This is a genomic window from Faecalibacterium tardum (genome assembly GCF_040096515.1).
Classification (GTDB): Bacteria; Bacillota; Clostridia; order Oscillospirales; family Ruminococcaceae; genus Faecalibacterium; species Faecalibacterium tardum.
The window spans coordinates 288,693-305,097 of the sequence record NZ_JBBMEO010000001.1; the positions used below are offsets into that span (position 1 = coordinate 288,693).

Annotated in this window: 28 protein-coding genes; 24 read left to right on the forward strand and 4 right to left on the reverse strand. The window is 54.6% G+C overall.

From position 1 onward, the window contains the following. The first annotated feature begins 261 nt into the window (after positions 1 to 261). On the forward strand, positions 262 to 2,022 hold the full coding sequence (locus tag WMO44_RS01390; protein WP_349151509.1) for a bifunctional metallophosphatase/5'-nucleotidase: 1,761 nt from the start codon (positions 262 to 264) through the stop codon (positions 2,020 to 2,022). 87 nt (positions 2,023 to 2,109) lie between these two features. On the opposite strand, the gene WMO44_RS01395 is transcribed toward WMO44_RS01390, so the two are convergent. Genes WMO44_RS01395 through WMO44_RS01405 form a run of 3 tightly spaced genes read right to left on the reverse strand, consistent with a single transcriptional unit; the run spans position 2,110 to position 4,320 of the window. Beyond that, positions 2,110 to 3,702 carry a recombinase family protein gene (locus WMO44_RS01395; RefSeq protein ID WP_349151510.1) on the reverse strand — a complete coding sequence of 531 codons (1,593 nt, stop codon included), beginning with the start codon at positions 3,700 to 3,702 and terminating at the stop codon, positions 2,110 to 2,112. Next, positions 3,702 to 4,049: a BRCT domain-containing protein gene (locus WMO44_RS01400; RefSeq protein ID WP_291016139.1), complete on the reverse strand. Its 348-nt coding sequence runs from the start codon at positions 4,047 to 4,049 to the stop codon at positions 3,702 to 3,704. The genes WMO44_RS01395 and WMO44_RS01400 overlap by 1 nt, the downstream gene beginning before the upstream one ends. A 13-nt stretch (positions 4,050 to 4,062) precedes the next feature. Continuing rightward, positions 4,063 to 4,320, reverse strand: a complete 258-nt coding sequence (locus tag WMO44_RS01405) for a heavy metal-binding domain-containing protein (RefSeq protein ID WP_291016137.1) — start codon at positions 4,318 to 4,320, stop codon at positions 4,063 to 4,065. Positions 4,321 to 4,431: 111 nt separating this feature from the next. On the opposite strand from WMO44_RS01405, the gene WMO44_RS01410 reads away from it, so the two are divergent. Then, positions 4,432 to 4,560 carry a hypothetical protein gene (locus WMO44_RS01410; RefSeq protein ID WP_279221241.1) on the forward strand — a complete coding sequence of 43 codons (129 nt, stop codon included), beginning with the start codon at positions 4,432 to 4,434 and terminating at the stop codon, positions 4,558 to 4,560. Here WMO44_RS01410 and WMO44_RS01415 read toward each other — a convergent pair. Further along, the gene (locus WMO44_RS01415) at positions 4,532 to 4,906 is read right to left on the reverse strand and encodes a transcriptional regulator (RefSeq protein ID WP_156069560.1); all 375 of its coding nucleotides are present in this window, start codon (positions 4,904 to 4,906) and stop codon (positions 4,532 to 4,534) included. The two genes, WMO44_RS01410 and WMO44_RS01415, sit on opposite strands and share 29 nt — an antisense overlap. Before the next feature lie 169 nt (positions 4,907 to 5,075). On the opposite strand from WMO44_RS01415, the gene WMO44_RS01420 reads away from it, so the two are divergent. The 22 genes from WMO44_RS01420 (at position 5,076) to WMO44_RS01525 (ending at position 16,405) form a co-directional block, all read left to right on the forward strand. Then, on the forward strand, positions 5,076 to 5,285 hold the full coding sequence (locus tag WMO44_RS01420; protein WP_120119968.1) for a DUF739 family protein: 210 nt from the start codon (positions 5,076 to 5,078) through the stop codon (positions 5,283 to 5,285). A 30-nt stretch (positions 5,286 to 5,315) separates the two neighbouring features. Next, complete coding sequence (locus WMO44_RS01425) at positions 5,316 to 5,492, forward strand: hypothetical protein (protein ID WP_349151511.1); 177 nt, start codon at positions 5,316 to 5,318, stop codon at positions 5,490 to 5,492. Further along, entirely contained in the window at positions 5,489 to 5,686 is a 198-nt protein-coding gene (locus WMO44_RS01430) for a hypothetical protein (RefSeq protein WP_349151512.1), read from the forward strand. Before WMO44_RS01425 ends, WMO44_RS01430 begins: the two co-directional genes overlap by 4 nt. A 164-nt stretch (positions 5,687 to 5,850) precedes the next feature. Further along, on the forward strand, positions 5,851 to 6,225 hold the full coding sequence (locus tag WMO44_RS01435) for a DUF3846 domain-containing protein (RefSeq protein ID WP_291016128.1): 375 nt from the start codon (positions 5,851 to 5,853) through the stop codon (positions 6,223 to 6,225). Next, positions 6,225 to 6,512: a hypothetical protein gene (locus WMO44_RS01440; RefSeq protein WP_349151513.1), complete on the forward strand. Its 288-nt coding sequence runs from the start codon at positions 6,225 to 6,227 to the stop codon at positions 6,510 to 6,512. Before WMO44_RS01435 ends, WMO44_RS01440 begins: the two co-directional genes overlap by 1 nt. Then, a complete protein-coding gene (locus WMO44_RS01445; protein WP_181573335.1) occupies positions 6,509 to 6,664 on the forward strand; it encodes a DUF6906 family protein in 156 nt (51 codons plus the stop codon). The genes WMO44_RS01440 and WMO44_RS01445 overlap by 4 nt, the downstream gene beginning before the upstream one ends. A 28-nt stretch (positions 6,665 to 6,692) precedes the next feature. Then, on the forward strand, positions 6,693 to 7,637 hold the full coding sequence (locus tag WMO44_RS01450; RefSeq protein WP_349151514.1) for an ATP-binding protein: 945 nt from the start codon (positions 6,693 to 6,695) through the stop codon (positions 7,635 to 7,637). Then, positions 7,637 to 8,248 carry a hypothetical protein gene (locus tag WMO44_RS01455; RefSeq protein WP_349151515.1) on the forward strand — a complete coding sequence of 204 codons (612 nt, stop codon included), beginning with the start codon at positions 7,637 to 7,639 and terminating at the stop codon, positions 8,246 to 8,248. Before WMO44_RS01450 ends, WMO44_RS01455 begins: the two co-directional genes overlap by 1 nt. After that, a complete protein-coding gene (locus WMO44_RS01460) occupies positions 8,245 to 8,775 on the forward strand; it encodes a hypothetical protein (protein ID WP_349151516.1) in 531 nt (176 codons plus the stop codon). Before WMO44_RS01455 ends, WMO44_RS01460 begins: the two co-directional genes overlap by 4 nt. Beyond that, complete coding sequence (locus tag WMO44_RS01465) at positions 8,772 to 9,161, forward strand: DUF3268 family zinc-finger domain-containing protein (protein ID WP_097772580.1); 390 nt, start codon at positions 8,772 to 8,774, stop codon at positions 9,159 to 9,161. Before WMO44_RS01460 ends, WMO44_RS01465 begins: the two co-directional genes overlap by 4 nt. Then, entirely contained in the window at positions 9,149 to 9,340 is a 192-nt protein-coding gene (locus WMO44_RS01470; RefSeq protein ID WP_097772581.1) for a hypothetical protein, read from the forward strand. The genes WMO44_RS01465 and WMO44_RS01470 overlap by 13 nt, the downstream gene beginning before the upstream one ends. Next, positions 9,330 to 9,842 (forward strand): single-stranded DNA-binding protein, encoded by a 513-nt coding sequence (locus tag WMO44_RS01475; RefSeq protein WP_349151517.1) that lies wholly within the window; start codon positions 9,330 to 9,332, stop codon positions 9,840 to 9,842. The genes WMO44_RS01470 and WMO44_RS01475 overlap by 11 nt, the downstream gene beginning before the upstream one ends. A 12-nt stretch (positions 9,843 to 9,854) precedes the next feature. Next, positions 9,855 to 10,709: a DnaD domain protein gene (locus WMO44_RS01480; RefSeq protein ID WP_349151518.1), complete on the forward strand. Its 855-nt coding sequence runs from the start codon at positions 9,855 to 9,857 to the stop codon at positions 10,707 to 10,709. Further along, positions 10,706 to 11,290, forward strand: a complete 585-nt coding sequence (locus WMO44_RS01485) for a hypothetical protein (protein WP_097772584.1) — start codon at positions 10,706 to 10,708, stop codon at positions 11,288 to 11,290. Before WMO44_RS01480 ends, WMO44_RS01485 begins: the two co-directional genes overlap by 4 nt. Further along, positions 11,287 to 11,859, forward strand: coding sequence for a 3D domain-containing protein (locus WMO44_RS01490; protein WP_097772585.1), 573 nt, complete (start codon positions 11,287 to 11,289; stop codon positions 11,857 to 11,859). The genes WMO44_RS01485 and WMO44_RS01490 overlap by 4 nt, the downstream gene beginning before the upstream one ends. After that, a complete protein-coding gene (locus tag WMO44_RS01495) occupies positions 11,846 to 12,043 on the forward strand; it encodes a hypothetical protein (RefSeq protein WP_097786504.1) in 198 nt (65 codons plus the stop codon). Before WMO44_RS01490 ends, WMO44_RS01495 begins: the two co-directional genes overlap by 14 nt. Continuing rightward, positions 12,030 to 12,353, forward strand: a complete 324-nt coding sequence (locus WMO44_RS01500; RefSeq protein WP_349151519.1) for a hypothetical protein — start codon at positions 12,030 to 12,032, stop codon at positions 12,351 to 12,353. The genes WMO44_RS01495 and WMO44_RS01500 overlap by 14 nt, the downstream gene beginning before the upstream one ends. After that, positions 12,350 to 12,859, forward strand: a complete 510-nt coding sequence (locus WMO44_RS01505; RefSeq protein ID WP_349151520.1) for a hypothetical protein — start codon at positions 12,350 to 12,352, stop codon at positions 12,857 to 12,859. Before WMO44_RS01500 ends, WMO44_RS01505 begins: the two co-directional genes overlap by 4 nt. A gap of 14 nt (positions 12,860 to 12,873) precedes the next feature. Beyond that, a complete protein-coding gene (locus WMO44_RS01510) occupies positions 12,874 to 13,584 on the forward strand; it encodes a hypothetical protein (protein WP_349151521.1) in 711 nt (236 codons plus the stop codon). A 3-nt stretch (positions 13,585 to 13,587) separates the two neighbouring features. Then, the gene (locus WMO44_RS01515) at positions 13,588 to 14,481 is read left to right on the forward strand and encodes an N-6 DNA methylase (RefSeq protein ID WP_349151522.1); all 894 of its coding nucleotides are present in this window, start codon (positions 13,588 to 13,590) and stop codon (positions 14,479 to 14,481) included. 26 nt (positions 14,482 to 14,507) lie between these two features. Continuing rightward, positions 14,508 to 16,064: a ParB/RepB/Spo0J family partition protein gene (locus WMO44_RS01520; protein WP_349151523.1), complete on the forward strand. Its 1,557-nt coding sequence runs from the start codon at positions 14,508 to 14,510 to the stop codon at positions 16,062 to 16,064. Then, positions 16,061 to 16,405: a hypothetical protein gene (locus tag WMO44_RS01525; protein WP_349151524.1), complete on the forward strand. Its 345-nt coding sequence runs from the start codon at positions 16,061 to 16,063 to the stop codon at positions 16,403 to 16,405. The genes WMO44_RS01520 and WMO44_RS01525 overlap by 4 nt, the downstream gene beginning before the upstream one ends.

Sequence of the window (16,405 nt, forward strand, 5' to 3'; positions counted from 1 at the left end):
CAACGGGTCAACATCCCCCTAAAAAAGACCTCTCTGATGCTCTGCGACAGGGCACGGGGAGGTCTTTTTTGTATGGAGTTTATGTAAAAATGGTACAATATGTGTTAAAATAAAGAGGAACGTGAAAATAATTTGTGCCAAAAGAATGATTTTGGCTTGTTTGCGGCGGCGTTCTGTGCTATGCTAGAGCTATTGAAAGGGCAGGAGGGAAGAGCCTGCCCCAAATGCGATACGCCAAAAATAAAAGGAGGTCGTTTTCCTGTGAAACAACTTATTTCCCGTCGCAGCTTTTTAAAGGCTGCTGGTGTGACCGCTGCCGCTGCATCTATGGCCATCGGTGCGCCTGCCGCATCGGCCTGCTGGTATGGTGATAAGTCTGACGTCACCATCCTGTACACCAACGATGTCCATACCTACATCGACAAGCAGAGCCCCAAGCTGACCTACGCCGCCATTGCCGATTTGAAGCAGAGCTATCAGAACGCCGGCAAGGACGTGCTGCTGGTGGACGCAGGCGACCATGTGCAGGGCACTGCCTACGGCTCCATGGACGAGGGCGCATCCATCATCAAGCTGATGAACGCTGCCGGTTACGATGTCGCCACCCCCGGCAACCACGAGTTCGACTACGGCATGGACCGCGCCAAGGCCATCATGAAGGAAGCGGACTTCCCGTACCTGTCCTGCAACTGGGTAGACCTGCGCACTACGCTGCGTGTGCTGCCCTCCGTCAAGGTGTTCGTGCGCGGCGGCAGACGCATTGCCTTTGTGGGCGTGACCACCCCCGAGACCTTTACCAAGTCCACCCCGGCCTACTTTATGGATAAGGCACAGCGCAAGTACATCTACGATATTCAGGGCGGCGAGGACGGCAAAAAGCTCTACGATGCCGTGCAGAAGGCCATTGATAAGGCAAAGCTTCTGGCAGACGTGGTCATCGGTCTGGGCCATCTGGGCGTAGACCCCTCTTCCTCTCCGTGGACCAGTGAGGAGGTCATTGCCCACACCAGCGGCTTTGACGCCTTTATCGACGGCCACTCCCATACCGTAATGGAGAACAAGCAGGTGCAGGATGCTTCCGGCAAGGCTGTCACCCTGACCCAGACCGGCTCTTACTTTGCCAACGTTGGCGAGATGACCATTGCTGCGGACGGCACCATCACCACCAAACTCATCCCCACTCACGAAGGCATGGACGCAGGCATCGCCGCCATGCAGACCGACTGGGTGCATACCGTGGACGATATGCTGGGCGAGAAAATCGCTGTGGGCGACAGCGATTTCTACGTCTCTGACCCCGCCACCGGCAAGCGCCGCATCCGCTCTGCCGAGACTAACCTCGGCGACTTTGTGGCCGACGGCATCTACACCTACTTCAACGAGGTGGAAAAGCTGCACTGTGATGTGGCCATCATGAACGGCGGCGGCATCCGCGCTGACGTGCCCGCAGGCGACTGGACCTTCAAGACCTGCAAGCAGGTCAGCCCCTTTGGCAACGTGGCCTGCCTGATGTCGGTCACCGGCAAGCAGATCCAGGACGCATTGGAGTTTGCAGCCCGCTTTGCAGGCGAGGACGGCAAGGAGAACGGCGGCTTCCTGCAGGTGGCTGGTGCTACCTACGAGATCCACACCGATATCCCCAACACTGTGCAGACCGATGAGAAGAACGTCTGGATCGGCAGCGCCACCGGCACTCCGCGCGTGCAGAACGTGAAGATCTACGATAAGGCTTCCGGCAGCTATCTGCCGCTGGACCCGGGCGCTACTTACGCACTGGCCGGCATGAACTACACCCTGCGCAATCTGGGCGACGGCTTTGCCATGTTTGACGGCGCAGAGCTGATCAAGGACTATGTGTCCGAGGATTATCTGGTCATGTCTACCTACGCTATGATCTTTGATGGCGCAGATGCTGCGGGTCTGCCGCACCTGTCCAGCGCCAACAGCCCGCTGGCCGCTTACTCCGGCTATCTGCTCAATTACGAGCAGCCCTACGGCGCAGGCCGCATCACCATTCTGTAAATTTATATTTCCCGTGAAAAGGCGAACCCGGAAAGCCCTGCGGACTTTCCGGGTTCGCTCTATCTATAATAGTTTTTCCGCGCGGAATCATACAAACAGAAAAGCCACCTGAGTTTCCTCAGATGGCTTTGTTCTGGTTGACCGATGGAGAGAATAATCGAACTTTTCCGCTCCATCGGAAAATGCTGATTGATTATCAGTTTCACCAAAATCAATAGGCAAATCAACGGTGTTGTTATCTCCGAAAGCGTTAAATACAATCTTTAAGTGCCCATTGTTATCGTCATCGTAGACATACACGGATATCAGGAATGTCTTGAAAAGGTCTTCCTGATATTGGCGGTCGTGGATGTCGCCGTTTCTGAAAAGCAGCAGGCTGGAAATCAGTTTTTTACGGTCAACATGGACAACTTCCTCTTTGGCAAGTGCCAGCTTTGACTTCAAGTCGGTACGCTGCTTTTCCAATTCTATGAGCCTGTCACGAGTTGTTTCTGTGACCACACCCATCTCGATGGCTTTCATCACGTTCGAGATAGACGACTGCACGGCTACCAGATCGCCCTCGATGGAATCAAGCTGGAGATTCCTGTCTGCCTTCTCCCAGTATTCCACAGTTTTATCGGCAATCCATTCGATGGCATCATCGGTCAGACAGTATTCCTTGATGGCCTGTGCTACCGCTGGCTCGATAACATCCCGGCGGATATTCTTCTTGTCACAGGTGCGCCCGACACGCCTGTTCTGACAAGCGTAATAGTAGTGGATATCTCCGGTCTTTGATCTGCCGGACATTCCAATCATGTAGCCACCGCACTTCCCACACCGGAGTTTTCCGGTCAAAAGATAGTCCTCATCGCCGGGACGGTGACGGCCATTCCTTTTCAGTTTTTTCACTCGTAGCGCCTCCTGTACCTTGTACCACAGGGGATCATCAATGATGGTCGGGATGCCGCCCTCGATGCGAACATCGCCGTATATGTAGATGCCACGGTATTTCTCGTTGGAACACAGCCTGTGAAAGCTGTTCTTATTCCATTCGCCTTTATCAGCCGTTTTTATGCCCCGGCGGTTCAGATCACGGGCAATGTCCGTGAATAACTCGCCGGAAGCGACACGAGTATAGACCTCCCGGACGATGGCAGCCGCTGGCTCATCCACCACGACCTTGCCATCCTTACCCCGCTTGTAGCCCAGAGGCTGCCGACCATTGACCATGCACTTGTTGGCATTATCCATCAGACCGCGGCGTACGTCTTCAGCGAGGTTGTCCGAATAGAACTGATTGACATTCATCATGCTGCGCAGGGCAAACCGCCCAGCGGCTGAATCGTCAAAATCTTCCTCGGCATAGTAGACTTTTATGCCGCAGTCCATCAGGCGGGATTCGTTCACCATTGCCTGCATCATGTTCCGTCCCATGCGGTTGGACTTCCACGCCAACACATAGCTGAATTTGCCTTTTTCAGCATCGTGCATCAAGCGCTGGAATGCTGGGCGGTTATCGGTGCGACCGCTGATCGCCCGGTCTTCATAGGTGGCAATAATGGTCAGACCGAGTTCTGCAGCGTGCTTCCGGCACGCCTCGATCTGCTGCTCAATGGAAACATCCCTTTGGTTATGGGACGAGTAGCGGGCATAGATGACGGCAATGCCCCCGGCGGGCTTCTTCTTTTTTGCCATTATCCATCACCACCCACATCAAAACGGTAGATACCATCGTCATCCGCGAATGAAATTGGCTTTCCGTTCCACATTCCAGCGGCCTCAAGTTCCGGCATGAGTTCAAACCATTGCTGCTCCGAAACGATTGGAATATTCAGGGCATCTGCTCTGTCGATTTTCTTTTGCATTGAGTCGCTGCACACAATCAAAAGACCTGTCTTTTTTGACACGTTCATGTCCATAGTCAAGCCATACGCAGAAATAATATCAAGAAAATCTGTTCTATTTCTCAGCATGACTGGATTCCCGGTCACACAAACACTCTTAAATTCCTGCAAGCGCGATGCGATTTCTTTCAGATTCATAGAGAAACACCCATCAGCTTAACTTCACAGCCGTTCCAAGCAGCATGAAGTTGTTGCCCTGCGTGGTAAACTTCAATCCGATAACGGCATCCGCCCCAAGCTTGGCCGCTTTTCTTTCCAAATCCTCCTGCGCCTGTTTCGTGAAATTGTCGATAGCATTCCCCATCATCTTGTTGCCGCCAGGCATAACGGTCAGAATGACAGAAGCTACGATACCCAAATATTCCGTTACATTTTTGCCTTGTATGTTGTCAGTTGTAGTCAAAAACATAATTATCCCTCGCATTCTGGCATTATTTTACAAACGGCTGAAAACCATGTGCTATTCTGGTATAATCAGATAAACTGCTGGCAGTAATTTTACAGAAAGGAGCGGAATATTATGGACGTTTCCATCGATTCCGATGATGTCCGAGAGCAGCTTCGCGCCATGCTGGCACTTGAACTGTTCTTGCATCTGTCAGCAGAAGATCAAGAACGTGTCATTGCTTTTCTAAAAAGCCTTTCATAACATAAAGAACGGCCTTTTTCTGCTCGGTGCTGAGCTGATTAAATAGTTCGACGAACTCTTTACTGCGCTCATCCTCTTCCATGGGGATGGGTGCAGTTTTTCTTTCCATGGGAACATCGTAGCCCATCAGCCATACCTCTGAAACATCAAGGGCTAATCCCAAGATGGTTAGCTTATCTTGCCGAGGAACGATTTTCCCTGAAACATATTGGGTCAAAGCGGTTTTTCCAAGATTGACACCGTAAGCGCGGCAGTACGGCTCTGCAAGCCTCAAAACATCAACCTGTTTCAGACCTCTGATATTCATAGCTTCTTGCAGACGTTCTGCGGTCGTTGATGGCTTCATTTGGTTCACCTCCAGTATGGTTACATCATATCATGGTATAAATAAAAGTTCAAGTATTCCAGCCAAAAAGTTCAAAAAAAGTGAATTTTTGTATTGACAAGGAGAAATCGTTGTGGTAAAGTGTGAACAGTTCAGTTAAACTGAACCGAACGGAAAAGAGGTGAAAACGATGCAGAGAAGCTATAACAAGCTGCTGGGCCGAATCGTTGAGATTTTCGGAACCAGAGGGGCATTTGGCAAGAGTATGGGATGGTCGGACCGCACCACATCTCTCAAACTCAACGGTAAGGTTGACTGGAAACAGGACGAAATCGAAGCTGCGTGTCAGGCACTAAAAATCGAAGTGTCGGATATCCCAGACTATTTTTTTGCCCTGTAAGTTCAGTTAAACTGAACGACGGAGGTTTACATGGATAGCGTTCCACACATCCACTTGGATGAAATCAGCCCCGAAGATACCGCCCGGCTGGCGCGGGGCTGCAAGAGGCTCTACCTCAAAATCATGGCCATGCCGGACGGAGAAGCCATGCTGGATGCCGCATGGGAGGCCTACCAACAAAGAAAGAAAGGGGAGAACAAGACGTGATTAAGATCCTGATGACCGTGTACGGCCTCACCGCTGAACAGGCAGCAGCTCGTGCCCCGGCGGCGCAGTTTGCTGTGACCTCTGTTATCGCAGCCCTGTTTGTCTGGCTGGACAGCATGGGGATGTTCGATGATGTAGGCCGCTGGATGGGTCGCAAGCTCCGGGAGGTGCTGGATGCTGTATCCGAGGACTGATGCGGAGGCTGGCTACCCTGACCCTCCTGTGTGCCCCCTCTGCCATCAGAGGTGCGATACCATCTATCGCGCCGAGGATGGAACAATCGTAGGCTGTGACCACTGCTTAGAGGCCACAGACGCATGGGAAGTCAACGAGTGCTTCCCGGAAAAGGAGTGTTTTTATGAAAGGATTGGTGTTTGACACCGAGAATCGGATGCAGTTCAAGGACTTCAGCGAACCGCTGCTGGACAACCTCCAGAAAGAGGTCGGCGGTTGCATCGAGGTGGTTCATCCCAAGTATCTGCCGGAAGGACTGTGCATGGTGATTGATGATGAGGGACTGCTGAAAGGCTACGCCATCAACAGCATTGCCAGCATTCTCTACGGTACGCCGGAACATGGTCAGCCCATTGTGGGCACCGCTGTGATTCTCCGTGAGGGCTTTGTGGCCGGGGAGCTCGACTTTATGAGCCTGGATGACGGAGATGAAGTTGGCCTGATGCTCTTGTTCTCTGCGCTTGGTATCTGCATCAAGAACGAAAGCGAGGCTGAGTGATGGATCTGGAAAAATTCTACTTCACCTACGGCTCCGATGATGTTCAGCCGTACTGCGGAGGATGGACGGAGGTTTGGGCACCCAACTACCAGATGGCGTGTCAGGCATTCCGGGCAGTGCATCCCGACCGCATTCCCAATATCCTGAACTGCTCCAGCGTGTACAGCGCAAGGGAGTTCGAGAAAACCAAGATGTTCGGCCCGGGCGGCAACTTCGGCCTCCGTTGCCGGGAGACCATCACTCTGAACATCGCTGTCAACAAGGCCGAGGAGGGGGTGATTTTTTGAAAGTAAGAGGCAAAAAGCTGACCCGCAAGCAGAAAGAGGCCCTTTCCGCACAGGGCTGGGACTTCCGCCTGTACCTCTGTGTCCGGGATGGCCCGGACTTCATGGAGCTGGTCAACCGTACCACCGGCAAGTACGTCATGTTCCGCAAGTAAGCCTATCAACTGAAAAGGAGTAAACATTATGATTCGCAATCCCAACGACATTCAGGACGGCGCAAAGAAGATTCGGATGCTCATTGCTGGCTACCCCGGCATCGGCAAGTCCACGCTGGCCCTGTCCGCACCCCGCCCGCTGCACATCGACTGCGACTTTGGCATTGACCGTATCGAACCTCGCTACCGTATGCCGTACATCCAGCCCCGCAGCTATGACGAGATTCTGAATGACCTGAAGCCGGAGAACCTCAAGGACTTCGAGACGCTGGTGTTCGATACCGCCGGAAAGCTTATCACCCTGATGGGCCTGTGGGCTATCAAGCAGAACCCCAAGTATGGTCAGCGGGACGGCAGTCTGTCCCTCAAGGGCTATGGCTTTGTTGGCCGCGAGTTCGTCCGGCTGATGGACTACTGCTTCTACGAGCTGAAGAAGAACATCGTGGTGGTCTTCCACGCCACCGAGGAAAAGGACGGCGATAACACCCGTCTCCGCATCAAGGTCGAGGGTCAGACCAAGAACAATGTGTGGGAGCCTATGGATCTGGGCGGCTTCGTGGAAATGTACGGCAACGACCGCACCATTGGTTTCTCCAACTGTGAGAAATATTTTGCCAAGGGCACCCGCGGCATCCACGGTGTCTATAAGATTCCCGCCCTCGGCCCCGGCAGCCCGAACGACTTCCTGACCAAGCTGTTTGAGGAGTACAACAGCAAGGCCGCCGAGGAGGTGGCTGCAAATGCCAAGGAGAACGAAGCCTACGAGCAGGTCATGCAGGAGGGCAGCAAGATCATTGCTGGCATCAAGGATGCCGATACCGCCAACGCTGCCATGCCGCCGTTCAAGGCTCTTCAGCACCACTTGACTTCCCGTCAGGAACTGAATGCCCAGTGGAAAGCTAAGATTGCCGCTCTCGGCCTGACTTTTGATACGACCGCTGTCCAGTACAAGCCCGCAGAGGAGGCACAGTAATGGCTGCATACCTTGTTACTCACTCGCTGCTGTCCTCGTGGCTGCACCTCATCCGGGAGAACCCCTACGAGGATTTGACCACCGAGGGCGACCCGCTGGCAGAGTTCATGCTGGTCCTGCGTCGGGAGCCTACACCCCGGACGGAGGCTATGCAGAACGGAATTGACTTTGAGAACCTTGTGACTTCCATTGTCAACGGCCGCGACGACCCCAATAATCCGTGGAACTGGGCCGCCGGGCAGATTGCCGCCATCATCAAAGGCGGGCAGTTGCAGTTTAAGTCCCGCAAAACCATTCGGGTGCGCGGTATGGATGTGGTCCTGTATGGCCGCCTCGATGCCCTCAAGGCTGGCACCATCTACGACATCAAGTTCAGTAAGGGCTATGAGCGCGGGAAATTCTATTCCAGCACTCAGCACCCCACCTATATGCTGCTCATCCCGGAAGCACAGCAGTTTTCCTACCTTGTCAGCAATGGCATGGATGTCTGGACGGAGTGCTACCGCAGGGACGAAACGCCGGATATTCGCCCCATCATTTCGGATTTCTTTGACTGGCTGGATGCCTATGGGCTGATGGCCGAGTTCAAGGAGCACTGGAAAGCCTTATGACCGGGCGGCTCGTGGACATAAGTTTCAGCCTGAACCGCAAGCAGCGCATCACGCTGGAAGTTGATTCCGATTTCCGAAACCTGTGGGACAAGCTGAATCAGGAGCCGCTGCTGGACATTGAAATCAAGAAGCACCGCAACAAGCGCAGCCACAGTGCAAACGCCTACTTCCATGTTCTGGTCAACAAGATCGCCGCTGAAACTGGCGAATCGGACGACCTTGTGAAAGAGCGGCTGGTTGTGGCCTACGGCACGGTTGCGAGAGATAAGGATGGCTGCACCGTGGGCTTCAAACTTCCGGTCAGCGTGGATGTTCACGACCTCTACAAATACACCCGCTGCTTTGATGTGCGGGAAGAGGACGGAAAATGGTTCAACTGCTACTTGGTTTACAAGGACACCAGCAAGATGGACACAAAAGAATTTTCACACCTGATTGACGGTGCGATTGATGAAGCCAAGGCTCTGGGTATCGAGACGGATACCCCGGAGCAGTTGGCCCGGTACAAGGAGGAATGGTCACGATGAAAGGCCGAATCGTCATCTGCGACTACTGCGGAACGCCCGCAGACTTCGTAGACAGTTCGGTGGTTTACCACGGCCACAGCTTCGGCATGATTTACCTCTGCCCTCGCTGCGGTGCCTATGTCGGCGTACACAAGGGGTCTGACAAACCCCTTGGCCGCTTGGCAAATTCGGAGTTGCGCAACTGGAAAAAGGCAGCTCATGCAGCATTTGACCCGCTCTGGAAATACGGTCCCTACCGTGGCCGCCGGAATGAGGCCTACCGCTGGCTGTCCGAGAAGATGGGCACCCCGATTGAATTTACGCATATTGGAATGTTCGATGTGGACCAGTGCCGCAAGGTGGTCCGCATCATGCGAGAAGAAAGGAACCGGTTATGGAAGATTTGAACGTCCAGACCATCGCTATCCCGGTTGAGGAGTACAAGGACTTGCTTCGGGCACAGACCGAGCTCGCCATCATCTACCAGAAGAACGCCAACGGTGATGCTTACGGCACTGGCACTTTCGTGCAGGAGATGCGGAACGCATTTTGCAACGTCAGGCAGGAGGACGCGCATGCTGAATAATTGCATATTTCAGGGCCGCTTCGCTGCCGATCCTGAAATGCGGACCACACAGAGCGGCCTGACAGTCGCCAGCTTTCGCATGGCCGTTGACCGGGACAATGTCGGTCAGGATGGCCGGCGGGCTACCGATTGGCTGAATTTCGTGGCATGGCGTAAAACGGCAGAGTTCGTTTGCCAGTATTTCCGCAAGGGAAGCACGGCTCTTGTGGAGTGCCAGTGCCAGACCCGCTCCTACGAAGACAAGAACGGTCAGAAGCGCACCGCCACCGAGTTTGTGGTCCAGAAGATTCACTTTTGCGGCCCAAAAACGGAGCAGCGAGTGGATGATGGCGGTGAGGCACCGCCGCCGGGCTACCAGCAGCCGCAGCAGATGGGCTTCAACACCCAGAGCCAGCGGCAGCAGTGGCAGCAGAGTGCCCCCGGCGGGCAGCAGCCCAGCTACTCGCAGGGCGACCCTGACGATTTCTCGGTCATCGATGACAGCGACGACCTGCCGTTCTAAGGGGGGCTGATAATGGCAACTGGAAAACGGTATTACTGGATTAAGCTCAAGGACTCGTTTATGTCGTCGGACATGATCGATTACCTCATGGGGCAGCCCGATGGTGCCAACTATGTTGTCCTTTATCAAATGCTCTGTCTCAAAACCATCAACACTGGCGGCCGACTGGCTTTCCAAATCGGGGATATGATTATTCCTTATGATGTAGAAAAAATTCAGCGCGAATGCAAATGGTTCTCGTTGGCAACTGTCCGTGTTGCTTTGGAAGTCTATAAGCAAATCGGTCTAATTTATGAGGACAAAGATGGTGTTCTCGTTTTGGCCAACTACTCAGACATTGTCGGCAGTGAAACAGACTACTCTGCGCAGAAGCGCCTTCAGCGTGAAAACCGCCGCAGACAACTTCCCCCAAAGTGTGCAGACAGCAACGAGGACAACAATGTGGACAATGTCCATACAGAGAAAGAGATAGAGATAGATAAAGAGAAAGATATAGAGAACAGAGAAAGAGTAAGAGATAACGGTAGTCCGACCGTCGATGCTGGGCTGGCTGAGATCATCCGCTCTTTCGAGGACAATCTCGGAGGTTTCCCACCAGCAGCGCGGGAAGACCTACTGGGCTGGAGGGAGATTTTCACGGACGACCTCATCTTGCTGGCCATCAAAAAGGCCGCTCTGGCCGGGGTTCGCAAATGGTCCTACGTCAACGGCATCCTGAAAGTATGGAAAAACGAGGGTGTGAGAACCCTTGGTGACGTGCAGTCCCGTGACGAGCGGCGCAAGCCCCCGGCGGGTCAGCAGCCCAAACGCTCCGCTGCCGAGGACTACAATGAAATTTTCGGTGAACTTTTGGGAGGTTCAACATGACAGACAAAAAACTGATGGAGTTGCTGGTGGTCATTGATGATCACTACGGCCGCATCCGCAGCAAAGAGGAACGCATGGCAGATACCAAAATCTATATCCAAGCGTTCGGTGCTATCCCGGATGAAATCGTGGAAAAGGCCCTGTACACTGCATTTACGCAGTGCCGCTACCAGAATCAGCTTATTGTTGACTGGTGCGCCGAGGTCAAGAAGCTGCTGGCCGCCGGGCTTCCCTCGGCAAACGACCTCTGGGCACAGGCTGCGACCGCCGCCAAGCAGATTACGGCAAATCTGTACTACATGACCCACGGCGGGCTGGTGACCAGCGAGGGCAAACTCACCGGAGAGAACTTCAAAACCCGGAATGCTGAGATCTTCGCCGCCCTGCCGGTGGCGGTGCAGCGCTGGGCTGGCTCTCCGGCAGAGCTGAGCATGACCTTTGGCCGTGACGGCGCAGACCTGCTCCAGTTCGTGAAGCCGGGCTTCGTCCGGGCGGTGTCCGAGGCTCCGATCGAGAGCTTGCAGCCCCCGGCCCTGCCCGGTGGGGCAGCTCCGGCGCAGATTGGAGGTGGCACGGCATGAGGCGGAAAAGTCCTTTTCACAGCCTGATCGTGGGCGTTTCGTGCGCAATGGTTGGCTGCATCCTCGCAAGCACGGCCTACTCCCGGCGAGTAGACGAGCTGGAAATCGAGCGGGACATCTACGCCAGCCGCTTCCAGAACTGGCAGATGCGGGCTATCGATGCAGAGGAAAACGCCAGCCAGCTTCAGACTGAGGTTGACAACTTGACTGCAGAACTGGCAGCGCAGATCGATTTGACACTTACATACGCCGGGTCATTCAGCTGCACTGCCTACTGCACCGAGGAATACGCCCACATCTGCGGCGAGGGACACGGCATTACATCCAGCGGCGCAAAGGCGCAGCCGGGCGTGACCGTGGCAGCTGACACCAGCATCCTGCCCTACGGCACGGTGATCTATATCGAGGGTGTAGGTCTCCGGGTCGTTCAGGACACCGGGAGTGCTGTGGTAGGTAACAAGCTGGACGTGGCGGTAAACACCCATGCAGAGGCTCTGAGCTGGTCTGGCTGGGGTTCTCACCGGGTCTGGATTGTCACAGCAGGAGGTGACGCTGATGCGGACACCTAAACAGAAAACCTCCGCCCAGAAGCGGTATGAGCAACTCAAGTCCCGTGGCCTGTGCGTTGCCTGTGGAAAAGTGCCGGCGCAGCCCGGCAAAACCAAATGCATCCAGTGCGGCATCAACGCCAGCAAGTCGGCGCTGAGCTGGTATTACCGCAAGCACAAGGAGGTGCAGCATGGCACTGAATGAATATGGAGTCAAACTGGACAGCAACGGCTATGCACCCAGCATCCTCAACCAGCAGCCCACCTGCCTGATTTGCGGGCGATACCACACGGCCCGGCACGAGGTCTTTTATGGCCCCTACCGGGATAAGAGCAAGCGCTTGGGGCTGTGGGCGAATCTCTGCCCGTGGTGTCACCAGAACGGCCCGAACGCCATCCACCGCAACCATGACGAAGATCTCCGCTTGAAAAAGTGGGCGCAGAGAAAGGCCATGGAGCATTACGGGTGGCCGGAGGAGAAGTTCCAGCAGGAGTTCGGGAGGTCGTACCTGTGAGCACTTGCCCGATTATCGCCATTGACCCCGGCAATGCCCAGTCTGGCTACTGCGTTATCGATCGCAACACCCTGCGCCCGCTGGAATTCGGCAAGGTTGACAACGCCGAGCTGCTGCGGAAGCTGGCCTCTGCCACGGAGCAGGGCTGGCGGTGGGCGGTCATCGAGATGGTGGCCTCCTACGGAATGTCGGTAGGCCGGGAGGTGTTCGATACCGTCCTCTGGATCGGCCGCTTCTACCAAGCTCTGAACGCCTGCTGCCCAGTACGGCTGCTGTGCCGCATCGAGGAGAAGCAACACATCTGCCACAACACCCGCGCCAATGATGCTGCCATCCGGCGGGCACTCATTGACCGATTCGCAGACCACGACCTCAAAAATGGCCGTGGTACAAAAAAGAACCCGGATTTCTTTTACGGCTTCAAAGCCGATGTGTGGGCAGCCTACGCTGTGGGTCTGACCGCCATTGAAAACCGAGAGAACGATTATCATTTTTCTGCTACTTGAAAGGAGCACATACCATGGATAGCTACGAAAACGAAGCCTCTAAGTTCGCCGCCCAGCGCACCAAGCTGAAGAACATCTGCGAGGCGCACGACCTGACCTACACGTTCATCAAGAACAGCTACCCCATCAAGCTGATTATCCGCCCCATCAAGGGTGTGGGCGAACAGATGTCCATGCTGGAAACCGCCAGCGAGGACAGCTACATCTCCCCGGATGCCTACCTCCTGTTCACCATGAAGGATGGTGTGCTGGTCTACCGCATGAGCAAGACCTTCACCATTGAGGATGCCCTGTTCGGCAAAATCAAGAACATCTTCAAGAATATGCACTCCTACTACTGCCAGTTCTTCTTCCGTGAGCTGATTGAGAGCGGCCGGCTGAAAGCCATCGGCGGGAAGATGCCGGAAATTCCTGAAACCACCGCAAAGGAGCCTGAGGAAAAGGCTCCCGACCTGCCCTCGGATGCCGAAAAGCTGGAAGAAATCGAGGATGATACCGATGATGCAGACGATGCCGAGGCCGAAGCGCCCGCAGAGGACGAGCTGGCAAAGGCCACCGAGATTGCCCGGCAGAACGACGGCATCACGCAGGTCCTGCTGGAACAGCAGATGGGTGTGACCGCAGAAAAGGCCATCGCCCTGCTGGATGAACTGGAAACGGCCGGCGTGATTGACTTCTACGATGGCCGCTACTACCTCGCCAAGGCAGACAGCGAGGAGGAATAATCCATGGCAAAGGCAGCAGTAACGCGCAGCATCCGAGACGACCACCAGAAGAATTTCCTCAAAATCTTCAATGGCCTGACCGGAAAACATAGCCGCTGGGAGATTTGGGAGGATTTCGTCACCCTGACCGCTATTGAGATCTCAAACAGCACGGACAAGGTAAACGCCACGGAGCGCACCAAGATGTATCAGACCATCATTTCCAAATACTCCGCCAAAGAGCGGGACGGCATGGCCGAAATGCTGGCCGAGGTGGTCATGGGCATGGAACAGAACCCCGACCAAGATTTCCTCGGCTCCTTGTACATGATGTGTGAGCTGGGCAATGACCACGCCGGGCAGTTCTTCACCCCCTACGATGTGTGCCGCTGCATGGCCGAGATCACGTTTGACCCGAAGCTGCACCCGGACATGGAGGGCTTTATCTCGGTATCTGACCCGGCCTGTGGAGCTGGCGCCACGCTGCTTGCCTTTTTGAACGTCTGCAAAAGACGGAATATCTGCTACCACAACAAAGTCCTTGTCATAGCCCAAGACATTGACTTTATCGTTGGGCTGATGTGCTACATCCAGTGCAGCTTCATGGGCTGCGCTGGATATGTAGTCATCGGTGACACACTCGTGAACCCGGCAACGGCCTACGACAGCCGCGGATTGCTGCCCGCAGGACCACAAAACCGCATCTGGTATATGCCGCTTTTCTCAACCGATGTGTGGTATATGCGCCGCCAGATAGCGCAGATGAACCTGCTGTTTGAGCCGAAAGGCGAACCTGCAAAAATCGAAAAAACCGATATTAAACCCGCAAATTTGCAAAAATCTATCAAAAATGAGCCTAAAGCCCCGGAAAATGAGCCTCTTAACGAAACCAAAACCGGGCAGCTCACGTTTTTCTAACCTGAATCAAGAAAGGAGTAACCCCTATGGCAGACATTACTTATATCCCTATCCGGCAGCTTCACCCGCACCCGGATAACCCCCGCAAGGAGCTGGGCGACCTGTCCGAGTTGGCGGCCAGCATCAAGGAAAACGGCGTGTACCAGAACCTGACGGTCATTCCCGGCCACTACCTCAGCAGCCGGGAGTACATCAGCAAGTGCGTTGACGAGGGCGGCGATGCAGCCGCCGCCGCAGCAGCATGGGCTCCCAAGGTTATGTGGGTGGGTGACGACTACACCATCATCATCGGCCATCGCCGGGCAGCGGCAGCGCAGCAGGCCGGGCTTTACGAGCTGCCCTGCGCCATCGTTGAGATGGATGAGCGGGAGCAGATGCAGACCATGATGGTGGAGAATATGCAGCGGTCAGACCTCACCGTCTACGAACAGGCTCAGGGCTTCCAGATGATGATGGACTTTGGGCAGACCGTGGAGCAGATCTCCGACAAATCCGGCTTCTCACAGTCCACCGTTCGGCGGCGTATCAAGCTGCTGGAACTGAACCACGACAGCTTCAAAAAAGCCGAAAAGCGCGGTGCAACCCTGTCTGACTTCGCCCAGCTGGACAAAATCGAGGACTTGGAAGCCAGAAACCGGGTGTTGGAGACCCTCGGCACCCAGAACTTCAACAGGGCTATGCAGGATGCGCTGGAACAGCAAAAATGGCAGCACCAAAAGGCCGAATGGATTGAGCAGCTCAAAAAATTCGCCGTGGAAGATCCGCAGGCCACCTACCAGACACACGAACACGTAAATGCGTATGGCAAATGGGGCACAAAAAAGGAAGTCATCATGCCGGAAGATGCCGACAAGGTTGCTTATGTCTATAAGGTCAGTGAAAATCAGATTGACCTGTATAAACCTCGCGATACGGATGCCGAGGATGCCAGCAACTCAGCGAGAGAAGCCGCAAGAGCCACCGAGAAGCTTGCGAGAGAACAGTTTGCCGCCGTCACAAAGCTCATGTATGAGCTGCGCTGGGACTTCGTGAAAAACCTGACTCCCGCAGAGTGCAGAAAGCACCTGCCGGAAATCTTGGCTTATTCCACCCCGGTTCTGACCGAATATCGGCACATGGAGGACGACGAAAATGTGTTGCAGCTGCTCGGCATCGGTCTGGATGAGCAGATTCGGGAAGACACGGAACTGGAAGATGCCCTGAAAATGTTCAATGCTTACGATACCGAGCCGGAGAAGATTCTACTGGCGGTTGCTTTTGATGCAACGGACAGCAGTCGTGAGGGTTATTGGAGCACGGAATGGAACGGGCCGACAGGCGCGAGCAAGTTCGTTCACCGCAAAAATGATGACCTTGACAGCACCTATGAACTGCTCGCTGCACTCGGTTACGAAATGGCCGATGATGAAAAGGCTTTGCAAGACGGCACCCACCAGCTTTTTGCGGTGTATGGTTCCGGCAGCCAGGCTGACACGCCCTGCGATAAGTGCAAAGCTGCTCACCCTGAATGCGACAAGTGCTGCAAAACTTGCGATGACCACTGCAATGCGTTCCAGCTGTGCAGAAAGGAGTATGGCGAATGACCGACCTTGTAAAGTGTGACCGCTGCGGTACGCCGTTCAGCATCCAGACCGCCGGCATCCGCGCCACATGGAGCGGCGACTACATGGTGCAGTATTTCACCTGCCCTGGCTGCCACCATCGCTACCAGATTCTGACCACGGACACCGAGCTGCGCCAGACCATCCAGAGGCATAAGGCCATCGCCGCAAAAATCAAGCTGGGCCAGACTAAGCATTTCCGGCCGGGAACGCTGAAAAAGTATCAGGCTGAAATGGAAAAGCTGGAGGCTGAGCAGAAAAAGCGGCGGGATGAACTGCTGGACAAGGGCAACGAGATTCTCGCCGCACTGGGAAAGGAGTAA